The sequence below is a fragment of the Peribacillus sp. FSL E2-0218 genome, from assembly GCF_037992945.1.
In the GTDB taxonomy this organism is placed as follows: Bacteria; Bacillota; Bacilli; order Bacillales; family DSM-1321; genus Peribacillus; species Peribacillus simplex_B.
Genome location: NZ_CP150304.1, coordinates 4,311,544 through 4,332,826, shown reverse-complemented (window position 1 = coordinate 4,332,826; position 21,283 = coordinate 4,311,544). Strand labels below are relative to the sequence as shown.

Annotated in this window: 21 protein-coding genes; 16 read left to right on the top strand and 5 right to left on the bottom strand. The window is 36.5% G+C overall.

Annotated features, from left to right (window positions below):
• Positions 1 to 8: 8 nt before the first annotated feature.
• On the bottom strand, positions 9 to 908 hold the full coding sequence (locus MHI53_RS20855) for a LysR family transcriptional regulator (protein WP_340372178.1): 900 nt from the start codon (positions 906 to 908) through the stop codon (positions 9 to 11).
• 142 nt (positions 909 to 1,050) lie between these two features.
• On the opposite strand from MHI53_RS20855, the gene MHI53_RS20850 reads away from it, so the two are divergent.
• Together MHI53_RS20850 and MHI53_RS20845 are read left to right on the top strand one after the other, a co-directional pair.
• Positions 1,051 to 1,599 (top strand): flavodoxin family protein, encoded by a 549-nt coding sequence (locus tag MHI53_RS20850; protein ID WP_340372177.1) that lies wholly within the window; start codon positions 1,051 to 1,053, stop codon positions 1,597 to 1,599.
• Between the two features lie 42 nt (positions 1,600 to 1,641).
• On the top strand, positions 1,642 to 2,520 hold the full coding sequence (locus MHI53_RS20845; RefSeq protein ID WP_340372176.1) for a DMT family transporter: 879 nt from the start codon (positions 1,642 to 1,644) through the stop codon (positions 2,518 to 2,520).
• 300 nt (positions 2,521 to 2,820) lie between these two features.
• On the opposite strand, the gene fabF is transcribed toward MHI53_RS20845, so the two are convergent.
• Complete coding sequence (fabF, locus tag MHI53_RS20840; RefSeq protein ID WP_340372175.1) at positions 2,821 to 4,056, bottom strand: beta-ketoacyl-ACP synthase II; 1,236 nt, start codon at positions 4,054 to 4,056, stop codon at positions 2,821 to 2,823.
• Positions 4,057 to 4,176: 120 nt separating this feature from the next.
• On the opposite strand from fabF, the gene MHI53_RS20835 reads away from it, so the two are divergent.
• The 3 genes from MHI53_RS20835 to MHI53_RS20825 all read left to right on the top strand — a co-directional run bounded on the left by MHI53_RS20835 (position 4,177) and on the right by MHI53_RS20825 (position 7,133).
• Positions 4,177 to 5,031, top strand: coding sequence for a helix-turn-helix transcriptional regulator (locus MHI53_RS20835; protein ID WP_340372174.1), 855 nt, complete (start codon positions 4,177 to 4,179; stop codon positions 5,029 to 5,031).
• 603 nt (positions 5,032 to 5,634) lie between these two features.
• Complete coding sequence (locus MHI53_RS20830; RefSeq protein ID WP_340372173.1) at positions 5,635 to 6,012, top strand: hypothetical protein; 378 nt, start codon at positions 5,635 to 5,637, stop codon at positions 6,010 to 6,012.
• Positions 6,013 to 6,608: 596 nt separating this feature from the next.
• Complete coding sequence (locus MHI53_RS20825; protein WP_061141074.1) at positions 6,609 to 7,133, top strand: HPP family protein; 525 nt, start codon at positions 6,609 to 6,611, stop codon at positions 7,131 to 7,133.
• Positions 7,134 to 7,569: 436 nt separating this feature from the next.
• Here the strand turns inward: MHI53_RS20825 and MHI53_RS20820 are convergent, their stop codons facing one another.
• Positions 7,570 to 8,973 carry a DUF2254 domain-containing protein gene (locus MHI53_RS20820; protein ID WP_340372172.1) on the bottom strand — a complete coding sequence of 468 codons (1,404 nt, stop codon included), beginning with the start codon at positions 8,971 to 8,973 and terminating at the stop codon, positions 7,570 to 7,572.
• Between the two features lie 329 nt (positions 8,974 to 9,302).
• Here MHI53_RS20820 and MHI53_RS20815 point away from each other — a divergent pair, with 329 nt between their 5' ends.
• Positions 9,303 to 9,644 carry a YxiJ family protein gene (locus MHI53_RS20815; protein ID WP_340372171.1) on the top strand — a complete coding sequence of 114 codons (342 nt, stop codon included), beginning with the start codon at positions 9,303 to 9,305 and terminating at the stop codon, positions 9,642 to 9,644.
• 275 nt (positions 9,645 to 9,919) lie between these two features.
• On the opposite strand, the gene MHI53_RS20810 is transcribed toward MHI53_RS20815, so the two are convergent.
• Both MHI53_RS20810 and MHI53_RS20805 read right to left on the bottom strand, forming a co-directional pair.
• Complete coding sequence (locus MHI53_RS20810; protein ID WP_340372170.1) at positions 9,920 to 10,867, bottom strand: amidohydrolase family protein; 948 nt, start codon at positions 10,865 to 10,867, stop codon at positions 9,920 to 9,922.
• 20 nt (positions 10,868 to 10,887) lie between these two features.
• Positions 10,888 to 11,721: an alpha/beta fold hydrolase gene (locus MHI53_RS20805; protein ID WP_340372169.1), complete on the bottom strand. Its 834-nt coding sequence runs from the start codon at positions 11,719 to 11,721 to the stop codon at positions 10,888 to 10,890.
• Positions 11,722 to 11,832: 111 nt separating this feature from the next.
• On the opposite strand from MHI53_RS20805, the gene MHI53_RS20800 reads away from it, so the two are divergent.
• The 10 genes from MHI53_RS20800 (at position 11,833) to MHI53_RS20755 (ending at position 21,186) form a co-directional block, all read left to right on the top strand.
• Positions 11,833 to 12,390: a TetR/AcrR family transcriptional regulator gene (locus tag MHI53_RS20800; RefSeq protein WP_100530976.1), complete on the top strand. Its 558-nt coding sequence runs from the start codon at positions 11,833 to 11,835 to the stop codon at positions 12,388 to 12,390.
• 321 nt (positions 12,391 to 12,711) lie between these two features.
• Positions 12,712 to 13,347, top strand: coding sequence for a LysE family translocator (locus MHI53_RS20795; protein ID WP_340372168.1), 636 nt, complete (start codon positions 12,712 to 12,714; stop codon positions 13,345 to 13,347).
• A gap of 536 nt (positions 13,348 to 13,883) precedes the next feature.
• Complete coding sequence (locus MHI53_RS20790) at positions 13,884 to 15,086, top strand: IS110 family transposase (RefSeq protein WP_340372149.1); 1,203 nt, start codon at positions 13,884 to 13,886, stop codon at positions 15,084 to 15,086.
• Positions 15,087 to 15,346: 260 nt separating this feature from the next.
• Positions 15,347 to 15,991, top strand: coding sequence for a YdbC family protein (locus tag MHI53_RS20785; RefSeq protein ID WP_340372167.1), 645 nt, complete (start codon positions 15,347 to 15,349; stop codon positions 15,989 to 15,991).
• 145 nt (positions 15,992 to 16,136) lie between these two features.
• On the top strand, positions 16,137 to 16,811 hold the full coding sequence (locus MHI53_RS20780) for a hypothetical protein (protein ID WP_340372166.1): 675 nt from the start codon (positions 16,137 to 16,139) through the stop codon (positions 16,809 to 16,811).
• Positions 16,812 to 17,080: 269 nt separating this feature from the next.
• The gene (locus tag MHI53_RS20775) at positions 17,081 to 18,283 is read left to right on the top strand and encodes an IS110 family transposase (protein ID WP_340372091.1); all 1,203 of its coding nucleotides are present in this window, start codon (positions 17,081 to 17,083) and stop codon (positions 18,281 to 18,283) included.
• A gap of 286 nt (positions 18,284 to 18,569) precedes the next feature.
• Positions 18,570 to 19,409: a hypothetical protein gene (locus MHI53_RS20770; protein ID WP_340372165.1), complete on the top strand. Its 840-nt coding sequence runs from the start codon at positions 18,570 to 18,572 to the stop codon at positions 19,407 to 19,409.
• Positions 19,410 to 19,545: 136 nt separating this feature from the next.
• Positions 19,546 to 20,139, top strand: coding sequence for a hypothetical protein (locus MHI53_RS20765; RefSeq protein WP_340372164.1), 594 nt, complete (start codon positions 19,546 to 19,548; stop codon positions 20,137 to 20,139).
• A 35-nt stretch (positions 20,140 to 20,174) separates the two neighbouring features.
• Positions 20,175 to 20,381 (top strand): hypothetical protein, encoded by a 207-nt coding sequence (locus tag MHI53_RS20760; protein WP_061140984.1) that lies wholly within the window; start codon positions 20,175 to 20,177, stop codon positions 20,379 to 20,381.
• Positions 20,382 to 20,769: 388 nt separating this feature from the next.
• Entirely contained in the window at positions 20,770 to 21,186 is a 417-nt protein-coding gene (locus tag MHI53_RS20755; protein WP_340372163.1) for a DUF4362 domain-containing protein, read from the top strand.
• Positions 21,187 to 21,283: the final 97 nt, after the last annotated feature.

Sequence of the window (21,283 nt, the reverse complement as noted above, 5' to 3'; positions counted from 1 at the left end):
TACTTACATTATGAACTGAAGTGGTCATTGGATAAAAAAATAGTACGAGTTAGATTAATGAATGCCTCTAAAGGGGGAGTCATTCTTTTATCCTTATGCCAGGCAATTTGGGTGAAAAGGGAAGATTCGGCACCCTTCCATGGCAGTTCCTTCATTCTACCTTCTTTAATATCTTTTTTGACTACCATCTCCGGTAATAATGCTACTCCTAAACCTGCTATTACACATTGTTTGATTGCCTCGATACTGCTAAATTCTATTTTATCCAGAGGGTATACTCCCGCTGATTGAAGGAATTCTTCGAACATGATCCTATAAGAACATCCCGTTTCCGTAAGTAAAAGAGTCTCGTCCTTAAGGTCATCCAGTGAGAGAAATGTTTTGGGGTGGTTTAATGCTGTGACCAGCCTGAATTCCTCTTTGATTAGTTGCTCCACTCGTAATGAACCCTCAGGCTTACTTATATCCATAATAAAAGCAATATCCAATAAACCCTCCATAAGGTGTTTTCTCGCCAATTCGTCAGAAATGGCAGGCTTAAACACGAGCTTAACCTTGGGGAAGGCTGCCTTGAACTCTTTAAGAATGGGAGGTAAGCGATAGGTACACTGGCTCTCCTGGGCACCTATGATTAAGGTTCCAGTTGGCTCTTCTTCGACGTTCACAGCCATAATCGCTTCGTTACTTAATTTTATCATTTTTTCTGTATATAACTTAAAATGGTGCCCAGCCTCTGTTAAGATCAATCGTTTTCCTAGGCGTTCAAATAAGGGTTTGCCAATTTCATTTTCAAGAGCTTTAATTTGGGCAGTTACACTTGATTGTGCAAAATTCAAGATTTTCGCAGTCTGGGTAAAGTTCAAATTTTCTGCGGCATGTTTAAAAGTAATCAATTGTTTAATATCCATGTTTACGCCTCTTTGTAATCATTTTTTTCGATTGAATCAATCGAAATAATTAGCTTTATCGATTATTAAATTAACTATAAGATATACGTATTGAAGAAACAACAAAAAAAGTATTGGGAATTGTTGAAGGGAGAAATCATAAATGAACATAGCAGTGATCTATGGCGGGACCCGTCCCGATGGCAATACGGAGATTTTGACAGAATACTTAATTGAAGGTATCGCTACAGAAAAGTTTTACTTAAAAGACTATAACATCAAACCAATCATGGACATGCGTCATTCAAAGGATGGATTTCAGGACAGAAGTGATGAGTATAACTCCATAATCGAACGGATCCTGCCATGTGACATACTAATATTCGCTACTCCAATTTATTGGTATAGCATGTCAGGGACAATGAAAAACTTCATCGATCGATGGTCACAAACTTTACGGGACCCCAAGTATCCTGATTTCAAGAACCGGATGGCTTCCAAAAAAGCATTTGTGATTGCGGTTGGAGGAGACGAACCTACCATTAAAGGCCTGCCTATGATTCAGCAGTTTAATCACATATTCGATTTTATGGGAATTGAATTTGCGGGATATATTCTTGGAAATGGAAACAAGCCTGAGGAAGTAATCCAAGACAAAAATGCATTTTCCACAGCTGCGCAAATTCGAAATACATTAACTGAAAGCAGCTGAAATTAAACAAAAAATCGGTTACTCGAAAGGTTAAAACTGATTATGACACAAAAACAGGCAAATTTACTATTAGTCACTGTTTCTATGGGGTGGGGGACATCTTATGTCTTTATGAAACTATGTGCTGACACGATCTCTCCATTCACAACTGTAGCGCTACGATTTGGAATCGCATTTATCGTGATGGTGGCAATATTCTCCAAAAAATTGATCCATACCAATACTGCCATGTTAACATATAGTGCCATCGTTGGAGCTTTACTGTGTGGGATCTTCATTACCCTTATGTATGGAATGAAAACGACAACCGCTTCTACAGCAGGTTTTTTGACAAGTTCAACGGTTATTCTGGTACCTATCTTGCGGACATTCCTCACACGAAAATTGCCTCATAAAAACATCATTTATGGAGTGATCATCGTTTCCGTTGGTTTAGCTCTACTTATTATTAAAGATGATTTAACTTTTTCGATGGGGTCGCTATATTGCTTGGTCGCCGCATTGCTATATGCGATATATATCATCTTAATAAACAGCTTTGTCCGTCAGGTTGATGCCCTGCTGCTTGGAATCTGCCAACTCGGATTTGCTTGCTTTTATGCAATCATTGGAAATTTCATTTTTGAAACGCCAGCTTTACCAAACGAAGTTATGGATTGGTTAGCGATTCTCGGTCTAGCACTCATTTGCACTGCTTATGGCTTTGTTATGCAGCCAATTGCCCAAAAGTACACATCACCTGAAAGTACTGGTTTTCTTTTTTCACTGGAACCGATTTTTTCAGCTATATTTGCATTTGTTTTTCTGTATGAAAATATGGGGATACAAGGTTATCTTGGTGCTTTGCTCATTTTAGCTGGTGTATTCTTGGCAAACTCCACATCTCAAAAACACCCTTTAATTGAAGAGGCGAAAGTTTAAAGCATTCTTATCTACTGCACGACCTTGAGGATTTTACAACGTACAATGCGGGTAAAAAGAATGATAAATAGGGAAAAATCTCAAAGAGTATTTCTTGTATTTTTAAATAATCAGCTAAAAAATAAACTATCGACCATTCAGGTTGGGTCATATCGGGAAAATTTCTCAAATGGGCGGCAGGGCATGGGTTCTGCCGTTCGTAAAAAGACATGTTTAAGAACAAGAAGAAAGCCCTTCATAGAAGAAAAAAGGGCTTTTTTTGTCTTTACTGTTAGATAAGAACTCATTGTAGCAACTAATTCACTCGTATTTTTTTAAAACGATGGCTGCATTATGACCTCCAAAGCCAAATGAATTGGATAGACCAGTACGTATTTCCACTTTACGCGCAACACCTGGTACATAATCCAAATCGCATAATGAATCAGGATTTTCTAAGTTGATGGTTGGAGGAATGATTCCTTCCTTTAAACTTTTCGCCAAAGCAATTGCTTCCACGCCACCAGCTGCTCCTAGCATGTGACCAAGCATGGATTTATTAGCTGTTATTGGGATCTGGTACGCGTTTGATTCAAATAGTTTTTTAATGGCCAGTGTCTCAGAGCGATCGCCCACTTCTGTACTTGTTGCATGGGCGCTGATAACATCAATCTCTTCAGGAGAAATTTTTGCATTTTTCAATGCCATTTTCATGGCAAGATAGGCTCCTTTACCTTCCGGGTGTGTAGCTACCATATGATAGGCATCAGAACTGGCACCATACCCAATGACCTCTGCATGAATATTTGCATTTCTACGTAAAGCGTGAGACAAAGATTCCAAAATTAAAATTCCTGCTCCTTCTGACATGACAAATCCATCGCGATTTACATCAAAAGGACGGCTGGCTTTAGTTGAATCATCGTTTCTCGTTGATAAGGCTGTAGCATTACCAAAGCTAGCCAAAGATAAATCTGTAATAGCTGCCTCTGCTCCTCCTGCAAAAACGGCATCTGCTTCCCCATAGCGAATAAGTCTGAATGCTTCACCTATAGCGGTATTTCCAATCGCACAAGCGGAAACAGGTGACATGGTAGGTCCCATTGCGTTCCATCTTATACTAATTTGAGCTGCAGCTGCATTTGAAATCATGGCTGGTACCAAGGTTGGACTAACCCGTCTTGGACCTTTCGTCCGCAGAGTATCCACATTCTCGATAAATGTTTCGATGCCCCCTATCCCCGAACCCACATATACGCCAAGTCTTTCAAGATTGATCTCATCCATCTTTAAATTGGAATCAGTCCAAGCTTGTTCAGCGGCTGCCAAAGCAAATTGAGAAAAGCGGTCCAGACGCCGGGCTTCATTTTTTCCTAAAGTGTCATCTGCATTGAAATCACGAATGATTCCGGCAATTTTTGCTTTATGATTGCTGACGTCAAATGTATCAATAGAGGAAATTCCCGACTTCCCTTCGGTCAGGTTTCTCCAAAATTTTTCTACGTTGTTTCCAAGGGGAGAGACTACGCCCATTCCGGTAATAACGACTCTTTCCATTTTTCATCACTCCAAATGAATAGTATACCTGTATTATACGTCGGATTTATCCTATTACAAGTGAGTGTTTATCCTGGTATAATGACTACTAGGTTAAACGCTATGATGGAGGTTATAGAAATGGATGATAAAAACAGACTTGACGCTTTGTCTTCATTTTTAAAAACGAAGCGATCCCAAATAAAGCCTGAATCTATCGGTATACCTGCTGGTACACGGAGAAGAACACCTGGCTTACGAAGAGAAGAAGTTGCACATTTGGCGGGAGTGAGTACCACTTGGTATACGTGGCTGGAGCAAGGCCGGGATATAAAGGTCTCCACAAGCGTATTGGATTGTATATCTACAGCTCTGCAATTAAATCATGATGAACGAGCGTATCTATATGATTTAGCCTTAGAAGTGAAATCACCCATTATTGATCGAAAGAAGGATCAGCCAAAACTGAGCCCTTCCTTGGAAAGAATTTTAGCCGAGCTGATGTATTGTCCTACTATCATTACCGATCGACATTGTCATATTGTAGGCTGGAACAATGCTGCAGCTCATGTATTTTTAGATTTTGAACAACTTCCAGATGACCAACGAAATTTGATCCGCCTAATCTTTACAAGAAAAGAATTAAAAACATTAGCTGTGAATTGGGAGCATTTCGTTAAGGGGTTTCTTTCCATTTTCCGTGCCTATTATGGTCACTACGTAGGAGATGAATGGTATAACCTATTTATTAAAGAAATGAGCGATTCTCATCCTGAATTTCAATCTTTATGGCAAGAAAGTCAAGTGAGCAGAGCACCGGAAATGATGATTGAATTTAGACATGCCAAAGCCGGTAAGATGCTGTTCAATTTAACTTCCCTTCAAGTCCAGGGGGACATGGACTTAAGGTGCAGTATCTATACACCAGCAGATGGAACAGCCACTGAAGATAAATTAAAACGATTAATGAAGAAAATCTCCATTGAAGGTTCATAAACGAGTTACTGTGGTGAAAAATCTAACCTAAGCCTTTTTTTTCTGAGCAATAGATACGGAACGTAAAATCGGCAATGTCTTTACGGCAGCTTTTTCTTATGGAACTAACAGGGTGGGATCGTTACATATAGTGCAGTGTTCCTTCTATGAATAAAGTTCTTTTACATTCACCATACTAAAATAAATTACTTGTGAAGGAGTGACCTGTTTGTTCGATGTGTATCCTATTCTAGCCACACTCTTAGTTGTCTTATTTTTTTTGACTGAAGGATATATTTTCTACAGGTTTATTAAAACTCCTGGCACTGGTCTTTTTTGGGCTTTAGCCACCTATGGAGCAATAGGTATATATGCCGCTGTCTTTATGATGATTTTTAATCTTACTGATTAGTTGATTTACTATATAAGGATTCGGTGAACAAAAGCCTGGAGTGAGAATACTTCAGGCTTTTTTGTTTTTTGCGAAAGCTGCATGAAGTAGTGGATAATGAAAAAACTTTTCCTGAAAAAGTGAATCTTTGGATAGATGATAATATAAAAAAAATCGATTAAGATTGTATGTAGAAGAATTTTCCAATTGAGAATAAGGGAGGAGGATTAATCATGAAAAAGTTTAGAATGAGTGTCTTGGTATTGGCGGCTGCGTTGTTGTTCCCTTCTGCTACATTTGCAAGCGGCTGGGATTACTTAGGAGAACAATCTCTTTTTTCTAATGGTGCTGAAAGTGATCAGTTTGCTTCTACTGGTGGTGATTATAAGATTTGTCGGGATTCTTACGTGGGCCCAGCTGGTAAGTTAAAAGTTGAATTATGGGAGTATGATCCTGACAGTTATAATGATTATGTAGGGGTAAGATATTTAGATCGAGGCGAATGTGGTATTTTCCGTGGTATTGGCAGCTTTGTTGATGGAGGAAATGAAGCAGAATTTTTTGCGAAATCAAGGACCAACAGTGATATGCATTTAATCTTTTATGATTAATTCACTAACTGAAGGAATGCGTAAATACATGAATATTCCTGTTACTATATAAGTTGTTTTAGGCTGAAGGATTTTCACTTCAGCCTTTTTTTATGCAGAAAATCATTCAATATATAAACTTTTTACATCGTCTAGAATTCAAAATTAAGAAAGACTACAGAAGTTAGGAAAGCTGCACTAACGGGGCAGGATAATTGAACAAGGTAATATACTGTGGAAAACAATATATTACTCTATATGTGGGGAATGATAGGCAGCTATAACCAAAAATAAAAAAAACTATGCGTAATTTTGTCATAAGGATTCCTCAATCCACTAGGGAAGAGGGGAAGAGGATTCTTGTTAAATTATTTCATACAATTGAAGTAACGGGTGCATCAGCTGTGATCATAGCTCTCTTTTGGGCCATATAATTGAATGGAAATCATATCGGATACTGGTTGATTCGGTTAAAATTGGCATGGGGTTTAGGTGGTTTTGTTTCACCTACAAGATCAAGTTTTGTAATATAATCAGTGGATAGTTTTTTTTTTAGCAAGGAGGAACATAATTTGATTACAGAAGGAAATGTAGCAAAAAAGGAGCAAGCAGAAGAAATGGCTCAACAAAACATCCCTCATTATCTAATGAAAATGAGGGGAAAAGGAAAGAGTCCTCTGAAAGTAAATACGAAGGATGTTATAACTGGATTTATGGGTGGGGCTATTACTATTTTTATTCTAGGATTATTGACACGCTTTACATACACTCCATTGTTAATAGCTTCATTTGGTGCAAGTTGTGTATTAGCATTCGGGCTTTGGAATTCTCCTTTATCACAACCTAGAAATATCATAGGCGGACACTTCATTTCAACTTTAATAGGATTACTTGTTTATCATCTAATTGGAAACGAACCATGGTCTCTGGCCTTGGGAGTTGGATTAGCTATCAGTTTGATGATGTTAACCAAAACAACCCATCCTCCCGCTGGGGCAGACCCAATCATTGTAATACTTGGCTCTTATACATGGAATTATTTATTTACGACAGTATTGACTGGATCCATTATTATTGTGCTGATGGCATTATTAATCAATAATTTACGAAGTGATAGAAAATATCCTGTTTTTTGGATATAAAAGTATAGAATTAAAGAATAAACCACCGTTTTTCTCCATTTGTATTTTAAAAAAATAATCTGTAAAGATAAAATTCCCCACAGGTTACAGGTTTCGTAATTCATCCTTAGTGTATGAATTACGATTCTTGAACTAGTTTCACTTCTCTTCTTCACTGAAAATACCAGGACATTCGGATTCATAAGTATGCAACCCATTGTCTTCTTCAAAATACTGAGGGGTGGTTTTATTGAGCAAGTCATCTCTGCCCGTTGCTTCACTTTATCTCTACTCTTCATTGATAACATCCCATTCCACACTGTTTGTATCGGCTCTGCGATAAGTCTGATAGAACTAACGGGTACGTTAGCGCCTATGTATAGTAAAAATACCACCAAGCTGAGTGCACTGGTGGTGTTTCCTGCTGCAAAACTAATATACGATCAGTTGCATTTCATCACTCGGGTTTAGTTGAATTGGTATTTAATCCTATTTTTTTTCTTTGTTTCAAGAACTCTTCATACTCTTTTTCATGCTTTGTCGAAACAGCAAGATTAGATAGCGCATGGTGAAATTGCTGGTGGTCCAGTTTAAATAAAAAAAGGTTCTCGAATCCACTTGCAGTAAGTACTCCAAACTCCCAAATGGCTTTATAGTCACGTGGATTAAGGGATTTAGCCATTAAAGCTAACACTTTTAAAATTTCAGTTGCCACAATTACATTTTCTTTAGCATAATGTCTGATATAACCAAAACCATGATAAAGATAATGATTAAAATCCCTTTCCTGTAAAATCACGCGCAGATTATTATTTTCATCTATTAAGTAATTAGAAAAATTGGATTTGCGTGAAATGGAAGCAAGTACCTCACCAATTTGATAGATTGCATTTGTAGCTGTTTTGGGATCATAATTTCCTATGGACCTAATCGCAACTTCCACCAGTTTGTTGATACTGAATTCAATATCTTGAACTTCAGATTGCCTCCTTTTGATACTAAAAAGCGAAAGATACTTTAGTTCATCTATTTCCTTCGCGTTTTTTTTCCAATAGGATAAGATAGGCGTTGATTCGAAAACATAACTTCCAATTGTATATTCCAACCGAATAACGATGCCATCTTTTTGAGCTTCATTAACCATGGTAATATAATCCACGAGTTGAATATAACCAGATTTCCTTGCAGTAATAGTAAATTCCTTACTCTCGGATATTTGGCCCGTAATAGTACTTATATCTTTTACTTTATATGGATCTATTTCATCTTCTAACGTACTTTTTACAATGCTTAACGCTTCTTTTTTCATGTCATAAGTCATTTGGTTAACCTGCAGCCAATTGACCGCATGATTAATGAAAAAGACAAACGTTCCTATAGATATTGCGGCTATTATCGTGGCTAAAACAGGTACTGCAAAATAATATTGTGCAATCTCCTTATTCAGGAATAGATAACATAATAGCATATAGAAAAAACTTGCTGTAAAAATCCCAAGCACACGTTGGGTGGCTTTACTGGCAATGAAATTTTTCAACATGCGTGGCGAAAACTGTCCGGAAAATGTCGTGAAAACGACCAGAACCAAGTTAAATGTAAACGTAGTTAATGTCAAAGTGGCTGCTGTAAGCGTACCGACAATGGCTTGAGTAAGACTATAATCCACCGCATAAATAGTGATCATATTTTTTCCTAACTCATATTGATAGTCTGCCGTTAATGCAGCACCTACCAATAGAAAGGAGATAAATACATATATAACAGGCGTATACCATAAATTAGATTGAATAATATGAGATAATTCCCTATTTGACATCGTTCTAAATTTCTTTATCTTATCAAATGAATTAATTTTACCCAAATTCAAGTACTTCCTTTCAGTAAAAAATTAAAGGCATAAAGCTAATTTTCCAACAAGTTCAAAGGAACACTATCTATGTATTACCTAATCCTCCCCATCTTTAAACAGTTTATGCCAAAATGACATGGAAACTTAATCAACCTGAAAATCCGGATTCAATGAATCGCTTATTAATTGAATAAAATGGATCAGAGAAATGGATATTTTTGATTCCTTCTTCATGAACTATCGGGGCAGTTTAGTTGAAGAAAGAATGGTAAAATTAAATATAATAAAATCATTTTTACTTGGTGGTGTTTAACATAGATAAATTGAAAATATATGAGGAATTGAAAAATTTAAAGGCAAGTCTATATAACCCTTTTCCATACAGAGATACTGATAAAATACAAGAAGATTTCAATAAGGAACTTTCCAAGGAGGATTGTCTGACAGGTGATTTAAACACATATTGGATGAATATTGTAGGAAGCCTGAGCTATGTCTTGAGAGGAAATTCAAAAAGAATTCCCCAAGGTCAATTAGAATGGCTTCATTTATCTTTCTTTGATATATTTCATCAATATCGTTTTTTAGAAGAAAAAGTGGCGGATTATCCAACATTTTATGAAGAGTATATGAATAATGAAAAAGCTCGAAAATTATTATTAGATTATTTATCTTTTAATTAATCCTTAATCAACTAACGGGTGCTTTAGCTTAGGATCGGAGCTGTCTTTAAGGCAGCTTCTTCTTTATGGAACTAAAGGCGCAGGATTGTGAACAAATGGGTGCGTTAGCGCTATAAAAAGGCTGCCATATGGCAGCCTTTTTAAACGGATCGTCTTCTTATAAGGGATGATGCTGGAAGTCAAAACACATCCCCTTTTTTTATTAAAAATCCTAATTCAAGGGAGAGGTAAATAGAAAAACCGTCACAAGCAAAGGTATATTCAATAGGTATAACCTACTCCAAATTCAGCAATCTATATGCATTGGTTTTGAACATTTTTTGCTTCATTGCTTCTGATAATATACCCGTTTGTTCAAGTTGTTCAGCCAAACTAATCACAAATTTGGTTGGTGTGTACGGTGTGTCGGAAGCGTATAGCAGCTTATTCTGGTCGACTAAGTCAAGCAAGGCTGGCAGTTGTTGGGGAAGAACGATACCCGCGACGTCGAAATATTGCGAGCGCATGACAGCCATAATATCCACTTGTTCATCGGTCAAATCTGGATTCAACACTTGCGCCAGTTTCACACGACTTGCAATAATGGGGAGGACTGCGCCAGCATGTGGAATAATGAATTTAATATGGGGATAGCGGACGAAAATCCCATTTTGCAACATGTTTAATACAGTGCGTGTCGTATCAAAGAAAAATTCCATAATTGGAGTTGGAATTTGACCCGCAATTTTTGTGTCATACTTACCAGGCTCATTGGGATGCAATGCCACAATGGCATGATGTTCATTCAATGATTCCATAATGGGGTCAAGAAGCGGGTCACCCAGGTATACCCCACGGGAGTTGGTGGGTAATGTAAAACCGGTCGCATGTTGTTCGGTTAGAGCTAGCTCGATCGTCGCTAAACTAGCTTCAATATGCGGAAGCGGTAGAGAAGCCAAAAAGCCGATCTGTTTGGGGTATTTTCGCTGCTGTTCAGCCGCATAGTTATTGACCTCTGCGGCTAACTCGATCGTACTGTTCATTTCTCCCGTATTAATGTGTGGTGACGAAATTGAAATCACCGAATAATCTATGTTTGTTTTATCCATAGTTTCCAGCGTCAAATCAATTGAATATTCTGGAGTTTTTACTCCATCCCCCATATCATTGAATTGCGTTTTTAAAAAATGTTTATACCCGGGAGAAAGATAATGAGCATGGAAATCAATTTTAGAATAGTTCATCTATTTCATCCCTTTCTACGTTAAACAAATACTTCTTTTACAGTTTGAGCAAATTCCTGGGGCTTTTGTGCATAGCCTAAATGAGCGCCAGCAATGGAGTGAATAGGTAAATCAAACTTCTCGGACAAGTCTCTGACAACATCTTGAGGGAATGAACCCACTGAATCCGTTCCATTAAATAAGATGATTTTTTCTTTTTGCTCTGCCATTTTGTTTAAATCAATTTTACGACTGGTGTATTGGAGAATTTCATATTTGAACCAATCGGCCATTCCTTTAACAACGGGGTTATCTATATTTTCGAGCGAAACAGCTGGTTTAGCCATCATTTTGGCATCCATAGGAGCGATATGCAGCGCTTCGCCGAATAGTTTCATGGCTGCCGCCATTCCCTCTGTCTGGAAAGTTTCAACTATTTTTTCATTCATGGCTGCCCAATCCGATGAATCAGGCAAAAATGAGTTGATTGGCGGTTCGTGGAAAGCGACTTTTTTTACAATGCCAGGATAGTCTTGCAAGGTTTCCATAGCGACAATTGCACCGGAACTGCTGCCCAAAATATATATCGGGTCATCAGTAAGGTGTTTTGCTAATGCAGCTACATCATTAGCGTCGGTTTCAAGACGGTAAGTGCTGTGTGGATTCTGGGCATCTTTCGGCAATGGTGTAGTTAATTCACTCTGTCCATAGCCGCGGCGGTCATAAGTTACAACCGTATACTGTTCTTGTAAAAGACCAGCTGTTTTGGCATAAATATCTCCAGTGCCATTAGCTCCTGGAATCAAGATGATAACAGGACCTTGACCAATTTTTTCATAATATAAATTGGCACCATTAACCTGTAGAATACTCATTGCAAATCGCTCCTTTAAAAATATATTTAAAACTCCTTGCTAACTCATGTCACCAACTATATACTCATGGTATGAGTTAGTCAAGCGACAAACATAAAGAAGGATGGAATTATGACAAAGCGAATTAGTTTATCAAGAGAAATTGTGCTAGAAGAAGGTTTGAAAATCAGTAGCGAAATGGGATTTAATAAACTGACCTATAATGGGTTAGCCCGTTCATTATCCATTCAGCCGCAATCGATGTATCGATATGTAAGTAATCTGGAGGATTTAAAAAGTGGAGTTGTAGCCATCTACCTAAAAGGCTTGGTCGAATTGATTTACCATGAATTATTAGCGTACTCAGGTAAAGACGCGTTACGTAAATTCGCGTTCTGCGTGATTTCATATTCACAATCCAGACTCACATTTCCAGATATGGTTGGCGGACTTGCTGAATTCAGTGATACCGATGCAGTTTCACAGCAAATGGAAAAGCTGCATAACATATTAGTTGAAATTATTAAACCCATTACAAAAGATGAATCAATGATTGAGCAAAATGTACAAATGTTTCTTAGTTACGTACTTGGACATTTGCAACTCATGAATAATGGAATTGCACCGAAAAAAGTAAATATTCAACAAAACTTTGAAGAGAACATCGAACGATTATTTTCATTATTTTAAAAGGAGAAAAAGTCAGGTAAATCGGCACAAACCCCCAAATCCGAGGGCTGCTTACGGCTATTGGGAAATATTAATAATTCAGCCGTAAAGATGATTAATTTAGGAATCTCCCTAGAGGTTCCTTTTTTTGTATCTTATACATAGTTTTCTGATAATTAATGGTAAAATAGAGATATTTCAAACTGGGGTGATTGTAAATGAGAATAATTCAATTAGTCCATTAAGAAAAAGGTGCCCTAAAAGACAGCTCAAGTATTCTTTATGCTGGATCCTTGATATTATTGGTCATCATTAAACCAAATTAAAAAAGGAGGATATGAATTGGAAAATTATCTATTATTTTTAATGATGTCTTTTTTACTTATTATAATGCCAGGTCCAAATGCAGGAGTTCTTATTCAAAACACAATCTCTCTTGGTAAAAAAGGCGGGGTCAAGACCGTTTTTGGGTCATTCTCTGGGCTAATCCTCCATATCTTGGCAGCAGTATTTGGGTTGTCAGCAATCATCCTTCAATCGGCTTATGTCTTTTCAATATTCAAGTATGCTGGTGCCGTATATTTAATCTACCTTGGTGTTAAATCTTTACTTTCCTTACGGAAGCCGAGCGAACTTAAAGTAGAAGGTCAAAAATCACAAATAAAAAGTAACTCAAAAAGAAACAGTTGCTTTTTCCAAGGTTTTATAACCTGCGTCTCCAACCCAAAAGTCGCCGTATTTTTCTTTACATTCTTACCCCAATTTGTTAAACCAGGAGAAGGCCATTTTACTCAATTATTAGTGATGGGATGCTCCTATGCATTTTTAAACCTTATATGGTATCTAACTTGTGTTTATTTAATAAATTACCTGAAATATTGGATAAGAAAACCTTCTGTACAAAAAGTTTTACAAGGAGCCACTGGATTTGTTTTATTAGGCTTTGGTTTTAAACTTGCTTTTGAAAAACAAACCTAAAATTATGAGCACTTTGCTTAATATATGTATTATCTAACAGATTTCCCGTACAGTTTATTAACTCTGCGATAAGCCTTAATGAACTAGCGGATGCGTTAGCTGCAGATCGGAGCTGTCTTGATGACAGGTTTTTCTTTATGTAACTTATGGGGCGGGGTCTTTCCTCACATTCAAATAAATAATCCAAATAGAAATTAATTGAGAAATCGCCTTTTCCTGTTAAGCTGCAGGTCAGTTTTGTGGAGGAATATGAGTTTGTGAAGAATTGTACTTAAACTAACGGGTGCGTTCGTATTATAAGGTCGACCAGTAAAAATTACTGGTTGACCTTTTTTTAATAGAATCTATTATATCAGTAGCCAGGGTAGGACGTACGGGTGCGTGGGACTTGATCCCGTGAACTAAACTGTCCGCCCCCTACTTGTAGAAACATGTTTGAGGCTGGTTGGGACGCAGATCTCGTATAACAAGCGAAGCTATGACACTACATGGAGAGGACTAGGGGTACTGGTTAGTAAGTAGAGGAGGAAAAAACAATGAATCCAGTTGTTGGTCTGGATGTGGCAAAAGGAGAGAGCCAAGTTCAGGCATTTTTAGATCAATCTAAACCGTATGGGAAGAGCTTTTCAATGAAGCATATCAAAGAGGAGTTAGATCATTTTTTAGAATTTCTAAAAGAAATGGAAGAGGTGACAGGGCAGATGCCTATGGTCATTTTAGAATCTACAGGGCATTACCATTCTCCTGTTATTCAATACCTGGAGGAACAAGGGATTCCATATATCTTACTAAATCCGATTATTTCTTATCAGGCAAAGAAGTCCAGCTTACGGAAGGTAAAAACGGACGCTATCGATGCGTACCAGTTGTGTGTGCTGTATTACAAAGAGGATTTAGAACCTCATAAAGTTAGAGGAATTCAGCTATTAGACCTTCGGAATTTGTCCAGACAACAGGAAATCGTAACGAATATGTATGTGGAAGCTAAACTTCAGTTTCACACCATTTTAGATCAAGTGTTTCCTGAATACCGGAAGGTTTTTGGGGATCTATATTCAAGGGTTTCCTTATTGATATTAAAGGAATATCCCACTTCAGAGGCGGTATTAGCAGCCGGAGAAAGTAAACTAGCAGAGAGTGTTATAGAGTTCTGTCCTAGCCGATCGGGTCAATGGGCATGGGAAAAAGCAAAAAAAATAATGGACTCCGCGTCTCGAAATCCATTTCAAATAAACGTGTATCAAAGTCACGTAATCAATCTTCGTATGTATATTGAGTTGCTTTTTCATTACCAGGGACACCTCTCTGAGTTGGAAGATCGTATAGTGGCCCTGGCAAATGAACTGGAAGAATATAAGATCATCCAATCGATTCCCGGTATCGGAGAAAAAATCGCAGCCACGATTATCTCTGAGATTGGTGAAATCGATCGGTTTAATCACCCGAAAAAACTAGTTGCCTTCGCTGGAGTAGATCCAAGTGTTCACTCATCGGGTAAGTTTACGGCAACCATTAATCGTATTACTAAAAGAGGTTCGAGCAGACTACGTCATTCTCTGTATCTTGCCGTACTATGTGGCATAAGAAGTTCAAGGAACAAAAAGCTTAAAGCCTTCTATGATAAGAAAAAATCAGAAGGAAAACCAGCCAAAGTGTCAATCGTTGCCTGTATGAATAAGTTGCTTCATTGGATTTACGCTTTATTAAAGAGAAAAGAAGCATTCCTAGATTTAGCCTGATTAACGATTTTGTGAAACAGAGAAAAATCCTTCCAAAAGGGTTTTGGAGGGTTATTTGTCATGAACAAAAATAGTATATCATAAGGGAAATGAAAATTTTAGAGAAAAATATTGACTTCCTATTAGCTGGTTTAGCTGAAGATCGGAGCTGTCTTTAAGGCAGCTCTTTCTTATGGAACTAAAGGGGCAGATTAGTTGCATAAGTAGTCACCCCGATAGAAGATAATGGTAAAGTTGAAAATTAAGGGGGACACTTAATCATGATTATTAAAAGGATTTCTTGTCAGGTAAAAAAAGATAAAATAGATTTATTCTCAAAATTACAAGAACAATGGCAACCTTTAAACACCATCAACGGATTCTTAGGACAAGTTGGTGGATGGAGTAAAAAAAATAAATCTACTGCTTGTGTATTTTCCTTCTGGGAAAATAAAGAAGTTTATGCTTATTTTATGAATAATGTTCACGACAGTATATTTTTAAACACTAATCAGTCAAGTACATATACATCAATTGAGGTTGAATTATTTGAAGAGGTCTTTAATATTCAGGGAATTGAAAAAGACATATTATCGATATTAAGAGAAAGTAATTTTATTCGAACTGCACTTTCTAATGTAAAGGAGGGAAGGGCTTCTCATTTTATAGAAACACAAAGCAAAGTTTGGAACCCAGGTATGAAAAAGACTGAAAAAATGCTTGGTGGGGAGTTTGGTTCTTCTGTTAAAGATGATAAACGCTTCCTTGTACTCACTGGGTGGTTAAGTGAAGAAGCACATAAGAATTATATAAATTCATCCTTTTCTGCTTTGAAAAGTCAGGCAAAAACGGAGTTGGATCTTAAAGGAATTATAGGAGAACAATTCACAATTGAAAATTCCTGGCGTGTCGTACCTTTGATATAAAAAGAGAGCGTTCTTAAAGAACTAAAGGGTACGTTAGCTTATGATAGGAGCTGTCTATAAGGTCTCTTTTTCTTATGGAACTAAAGGGGCAGTTTAGTTGAATAAGAATACATCTTAGGGAACACTAAAATGAGGTGTTAAACTAATGAAAAGATACATTATTTTTATAATGGCATTTCTTCTTGTTATAGTCCCTAATAAAGCAGGAGCAACAATTCCTGGAAATACTGTCATAGCAAAATCTGATAAAGATAATATAACTGTCTATGCAAAAAAGATGGGTAGTCTATATCGAGATTTTAAAATTGATTTCAAGGGAAAGGTTTACTCAAGACCTTATTGGATAAACGATACCAACCCTTCCTACGCCCCAAAAATATTTTATGAAGACATTAACAAAGATGAAAAGAAAGAGTTAATCATAATCTTGACGAAAGGTTATGGTACTGGTGTTTTAGAAGAAGAAGTTTATGTTTATAAAAATACTAATGGATTGATTGACGTGCTTGTTGAAAATCCTATTGCAATTATTTATAAAAATGTAAAAACAAAATTATCGACTCAAAAAGCAGAAGTCAGTTTGGGTGATAAGGTATCTATTGTAGATATAACACCTTTAAAAATACGACCTTCAAACTTATTTGAGGATATAGGTTTTGGCAGTATTATTGATTATGAAGTAAAAGATAATCAACTAATTGCTAAAATCCCAGGTCAAATTTCTCCAGCTGGCTATATTGGTGAAATTGTTATTGTTTATGAATTTCTAGACAAAATGTATCAAGCAAAATCAATTGAATTTCAACCTGCCGATTTATGAGTTGTGGAACTAACGGGTGCGTTCGTATTATAAGGTCGACCAGTAAAAATTACTGGTTGACCTTTTTTTAATAGAATCTATTATATCAGTAGCCAGGGTAGGACGTACGGGTGCGTGGGACTTGATCCCGTGAACTAAACTGTCCGCCCCCTACTTGTAGAAACATGTTTGAGGCTGGTTGGGACGCAGATCTCGTATAACAAGCGAAGCTATGACACTACATGGAGAGGACTAGGGGTACTGGTTAGTAAGTAGAGGAGGAAAAAACAATGAATCCAGTTGTTGGTCTGGATGTGGCAAAAGGAGAGAGCCAAGTTCAGGCATTTTTAGATCAATCTAAACCGTATGGGAAGAGCTTTTCAATGAAGCATATCAAAGAGGAGTTAGATCATTTTTTAGAATTTCTAAAAGAAATTGAAGAGGTGACAGGGCAGATGCCTATGGTCATTTTAGAATCTACAGGGCATTACCATTCTCCTGTTATTCAATACCTGGAGGAACAAGGGATTCCATATATCTTACTAAATCCGATTATTTCTTATCAGGCAAAGAAGTCCAGCTTACGGAAGGTAAAAACGGACGCTATCGATGCGTACCAGTTGTGTGTGCTGTATTACAAAGAGGATTTAGAACCTCATAAAGTTAGAGGAATTCAGCTATTAGACCTTCGGAATTTGTCCAGACAACAGGAAATCGTAACGAATATGTATGTGGAAGCTAAACTTCAGTTTCACACCATTTTAGATCAAGTGTTTCCTGAATACCGGAAGGTTTTTGGGGATCTATATTCAAGGGTTTCCTTATTGATATTAAAGGAATATCCCACTTCAGAGGCGGTATTAGCAGCCGGAGAAAGTAAACTAGCAGAGAGTGTTATAGAGTTCTGTCCTAGCCGATCGGGTCAATGGGCATGGGAAAAAGCAAAAAAAATAATGGACTCCGCGTCTCGAAATCCATTTCAAATAAACGTGTATCAAAGTCACGTAATCAATCTTCGTATGTATATTGAGTTGCTTTTTCATTACCAGGGACACCTCTCTGAGTTGGAAGATCGTATAGTGGCCCTGGCAAATGAACTGGAAGAATATAAGATCATCCAATCGATTCCCGGTATCGGAGAAAAAATCGCAGCCACGATTATCTCTGAGATTGGTGAAATCGATCGGTTTAATCACCCGAAAAAACTAGTTGCCTTCGCTGGAGTAGATCCAAGTGTTCACTCATCGGGTAAGTTTACGGCAACCATTAATCGTATTACTAAAAGAGGTTCGAGCAGACTACGTCATTCTCTGTATCTTGCCGTACTATGTGGCATAAGAAGTTCAAGGAACAAAAAGCTTAAAGCCTTCTATGATAAGAAAAAATCAGAAGGAAAACCAGCCAAAGTGTCAATCGTTGCCTGTATGAATAAGTTGCTTCATTGGATTTACGCTTTATTAAAGAGAAAAGAAGCATTCCTAGATTTAGCCTGATTAACGATTTTGTGAAACAGAGAAAAATCCTTCCAAAAGGGTTTTGGAGGGTTATTTGTCATGAACAAAAATAGTATATCATAAGGGAAATGAAAATTTTAGAGAAAAATATTGACTTCCTATTAGCTGGTTTAGCTTGAGAACAATGGCTGCCATTTGGTGGCCTTTTTGCTTAATGAACTAAAGGGGCAGTTTAGTTCCATAATTGTTTTATAAATAAAGTCCATAATATACAAAGCGATAATAGGGAATTATAAATCCATACCGGTATAAGGGGACAAACTTGATGAAGAAAATAATGCAATTTACCTTAATATTGGTGACATTAAATCTATCACCGATATTTGTTCATGCTAACGAAAACCAGGAAAAAGATATAATGAACATTGTTAAGAAGTTTAAACCATCGAACTCGTTACTTGTAAACCCTGAAAAACCTTTCTCCACACAGCCAATTCAACTTTATGATTTTAACCACGATGGGCAAAAAGAAATAATCGCTACTTTTGAAATTAAAGCAAAAGAACAACCTAATCCTTCCGAGTTTGGAGTAATGGTACTAAAAAAGGTTAATAATGTTTGGGAAACAAAAGCTCAAGGAGTTGGTTTGGATTTTTCAGGTTTAGCTGATATTACTGGTGATGGTACAAAAGAATATTTATTCGGTGTTTCAATTGGTGCAGCTGCAGGAAACAAACTTGAAATTTTCAAATGGGTTAATAATTCATTAAAGAAAATTGCAGATGTTCCTTATTTTGAGATAGACTTATTGAACCAAAATAAAAAAGTCAGTTTAGCTACCTGGCAATCGTATATTGGTGAAAGTTATTTAGTAGATGTATTAAAATGGAATGGTGAAAAATTGGTTTTTGATAAAGATTCATATCCTAAATACTACCCTATAATTGAAAATTTCTATAAGGATAAAATTTTAAAAATGGATGCTTGGTTTTATTGGTATTGCCTTGCAGATGCTCAAATTAAAGCAAATTTATTTGAAGAAGCTTCTAAATCAATCGAAAAAGGGAATTTATTAGCAAAAAAATTATCAATGCCTGAGGTAGTTCAGACCTTTAACGAATTAAGTGACAGACTGGAAGAAAAGAAAAAAGGCTTAATGAACTAACGGGTGCGTTAGCTGAAGATTAGAGCTGTCCTTAAGGCAGCTTTTTTTATGGAACTAACGGGGCAGGTGTGATGAAGAAGGATTTTTTTTTTACATATCGTATTTACTTAGTAAGTATAAAAGGAGTGTGTAGAATATGAATCAATACCTGATAGGAATCCATGCAGGTGAGTTATCGAATCCTCAGCTAAGTGAATTAATGGAATATAACTCCAAAATATCAAAAAACTCAATAACCACGATATCAATTTCTTCCCCAGAAAATCTGACGTTATTGGTAGGGGTAGAAGAGTCTCAATTATCAACTGGACTTACTGACCAATATTACTTACTAACTAATGAATTTAAAAAACGGAATCAATATCAGGATAAGTTTTATTTCGTTTATGATTATAGGAATAGAAAGATAGTAAAAAACCCTACGGTAAGATGTTTTCCTTTAATAAAATTAACGATTAGTGTTACTAAGTTACAAAGTCTAATTCAAACTGTTAAAGACATAAAACAAGAAGATGTATTTGCAGGCTTCAAAATGAACTTAGCAGAACCGGATTTACTTATCGTTGAAGTTCTTCTTTCCTCTCCAATGTTAGAAATGATGAATAAGGGTGAAAGAATACCTAATTCCTCACAATGCGATAAACATTATTTATATTTAAGCGAATTAACAGAGTTACTTTCTGATCCTAGGTTATGTAACTCTGTTCAAACTAAGGCAATAACAGATTAGAGTCATTTAAAACAAAGATTGTGGAGAGTGTTCATATGATTTGGTCATTATTATCTTTAGTGGGTTTACTTCTTATTGTTTTGGCTATCTTTTATTTTGTTAATGTAGCAAAAACATATAAAAATAAAACATTTAGTACCATTTCATTTGTATTTGATTTCATTTTTTCATTAGGAAGTGGCGTAATTTTGTTAGGTTTCCTTCTAATAATCATCGGAATGGCTATGGCAGCAGGCTCCTAATAATTTTTGTTTTTCGCGTCATATTTTATCATACAGTTTCTGCTGCAAGCATTATAGATCTAACGTATAACGAAAGGAATGTATAATGTATCTATTGTTTTTCTTATATGCAATTTTATTTTTCATTATTGGATATAGCTTTATATTAACATTTATAAAAGCAATAAAAGACGAAGCATCCCAGCATCTTGCTGCAATCCTTTTTCTTGTATGGGCTTCACTAGCAATAATCGTTACTGTGAATTTAATGACATTGTAAGAACTGTTCTTATTCATCAATCAGGGAGTTGCTTCGGCAGCTCTTTTCTTATGGAACAAAAGGGGCAGGACCGTTGAAAAAGTGAAACTGAAAACGATTTATAACGTCATATAACTAAAGGGGGAGTTTATGGTGAGATATGTGAGTTTTATAACTGCCAGCATAATGTTTTTGCTTATAGTTGGTTGTGCCGATATAGAGACTGATTCAAAAAAATTTGTTCCTTCTGATACGGATATTGTGAATAGGAATAATGGCGATATTGAAAATGAATCTAGGTTAAAAGAATTTATCAAAAATACAGAAACAGGGGATAAGGATAGTATTCGTGTGGTGGCTTACACGAAGGAAGGCGACCCAATCCTAACTGAATTAACATATAACGGAGAGCAGCTTGAAGTTACTGAGGATACCACTAGAGATGAATACGGCAGTGGAGAAATTAACACATTTGAATGCGAGAAAATTGTAGTTGAAGAAAATAAATACTCAATCATTGGTTGCCAAGGTGACAAAACACCTTATTACTTAGCAGAAGGAAATTAATGTGATATTAGATCGTGTAATTCTCAACGACCCTTTATCATGCCATGATTCTAAATCATCCTTAATCAACTAACCGGGCAGATTAGTTCAAGAGCGC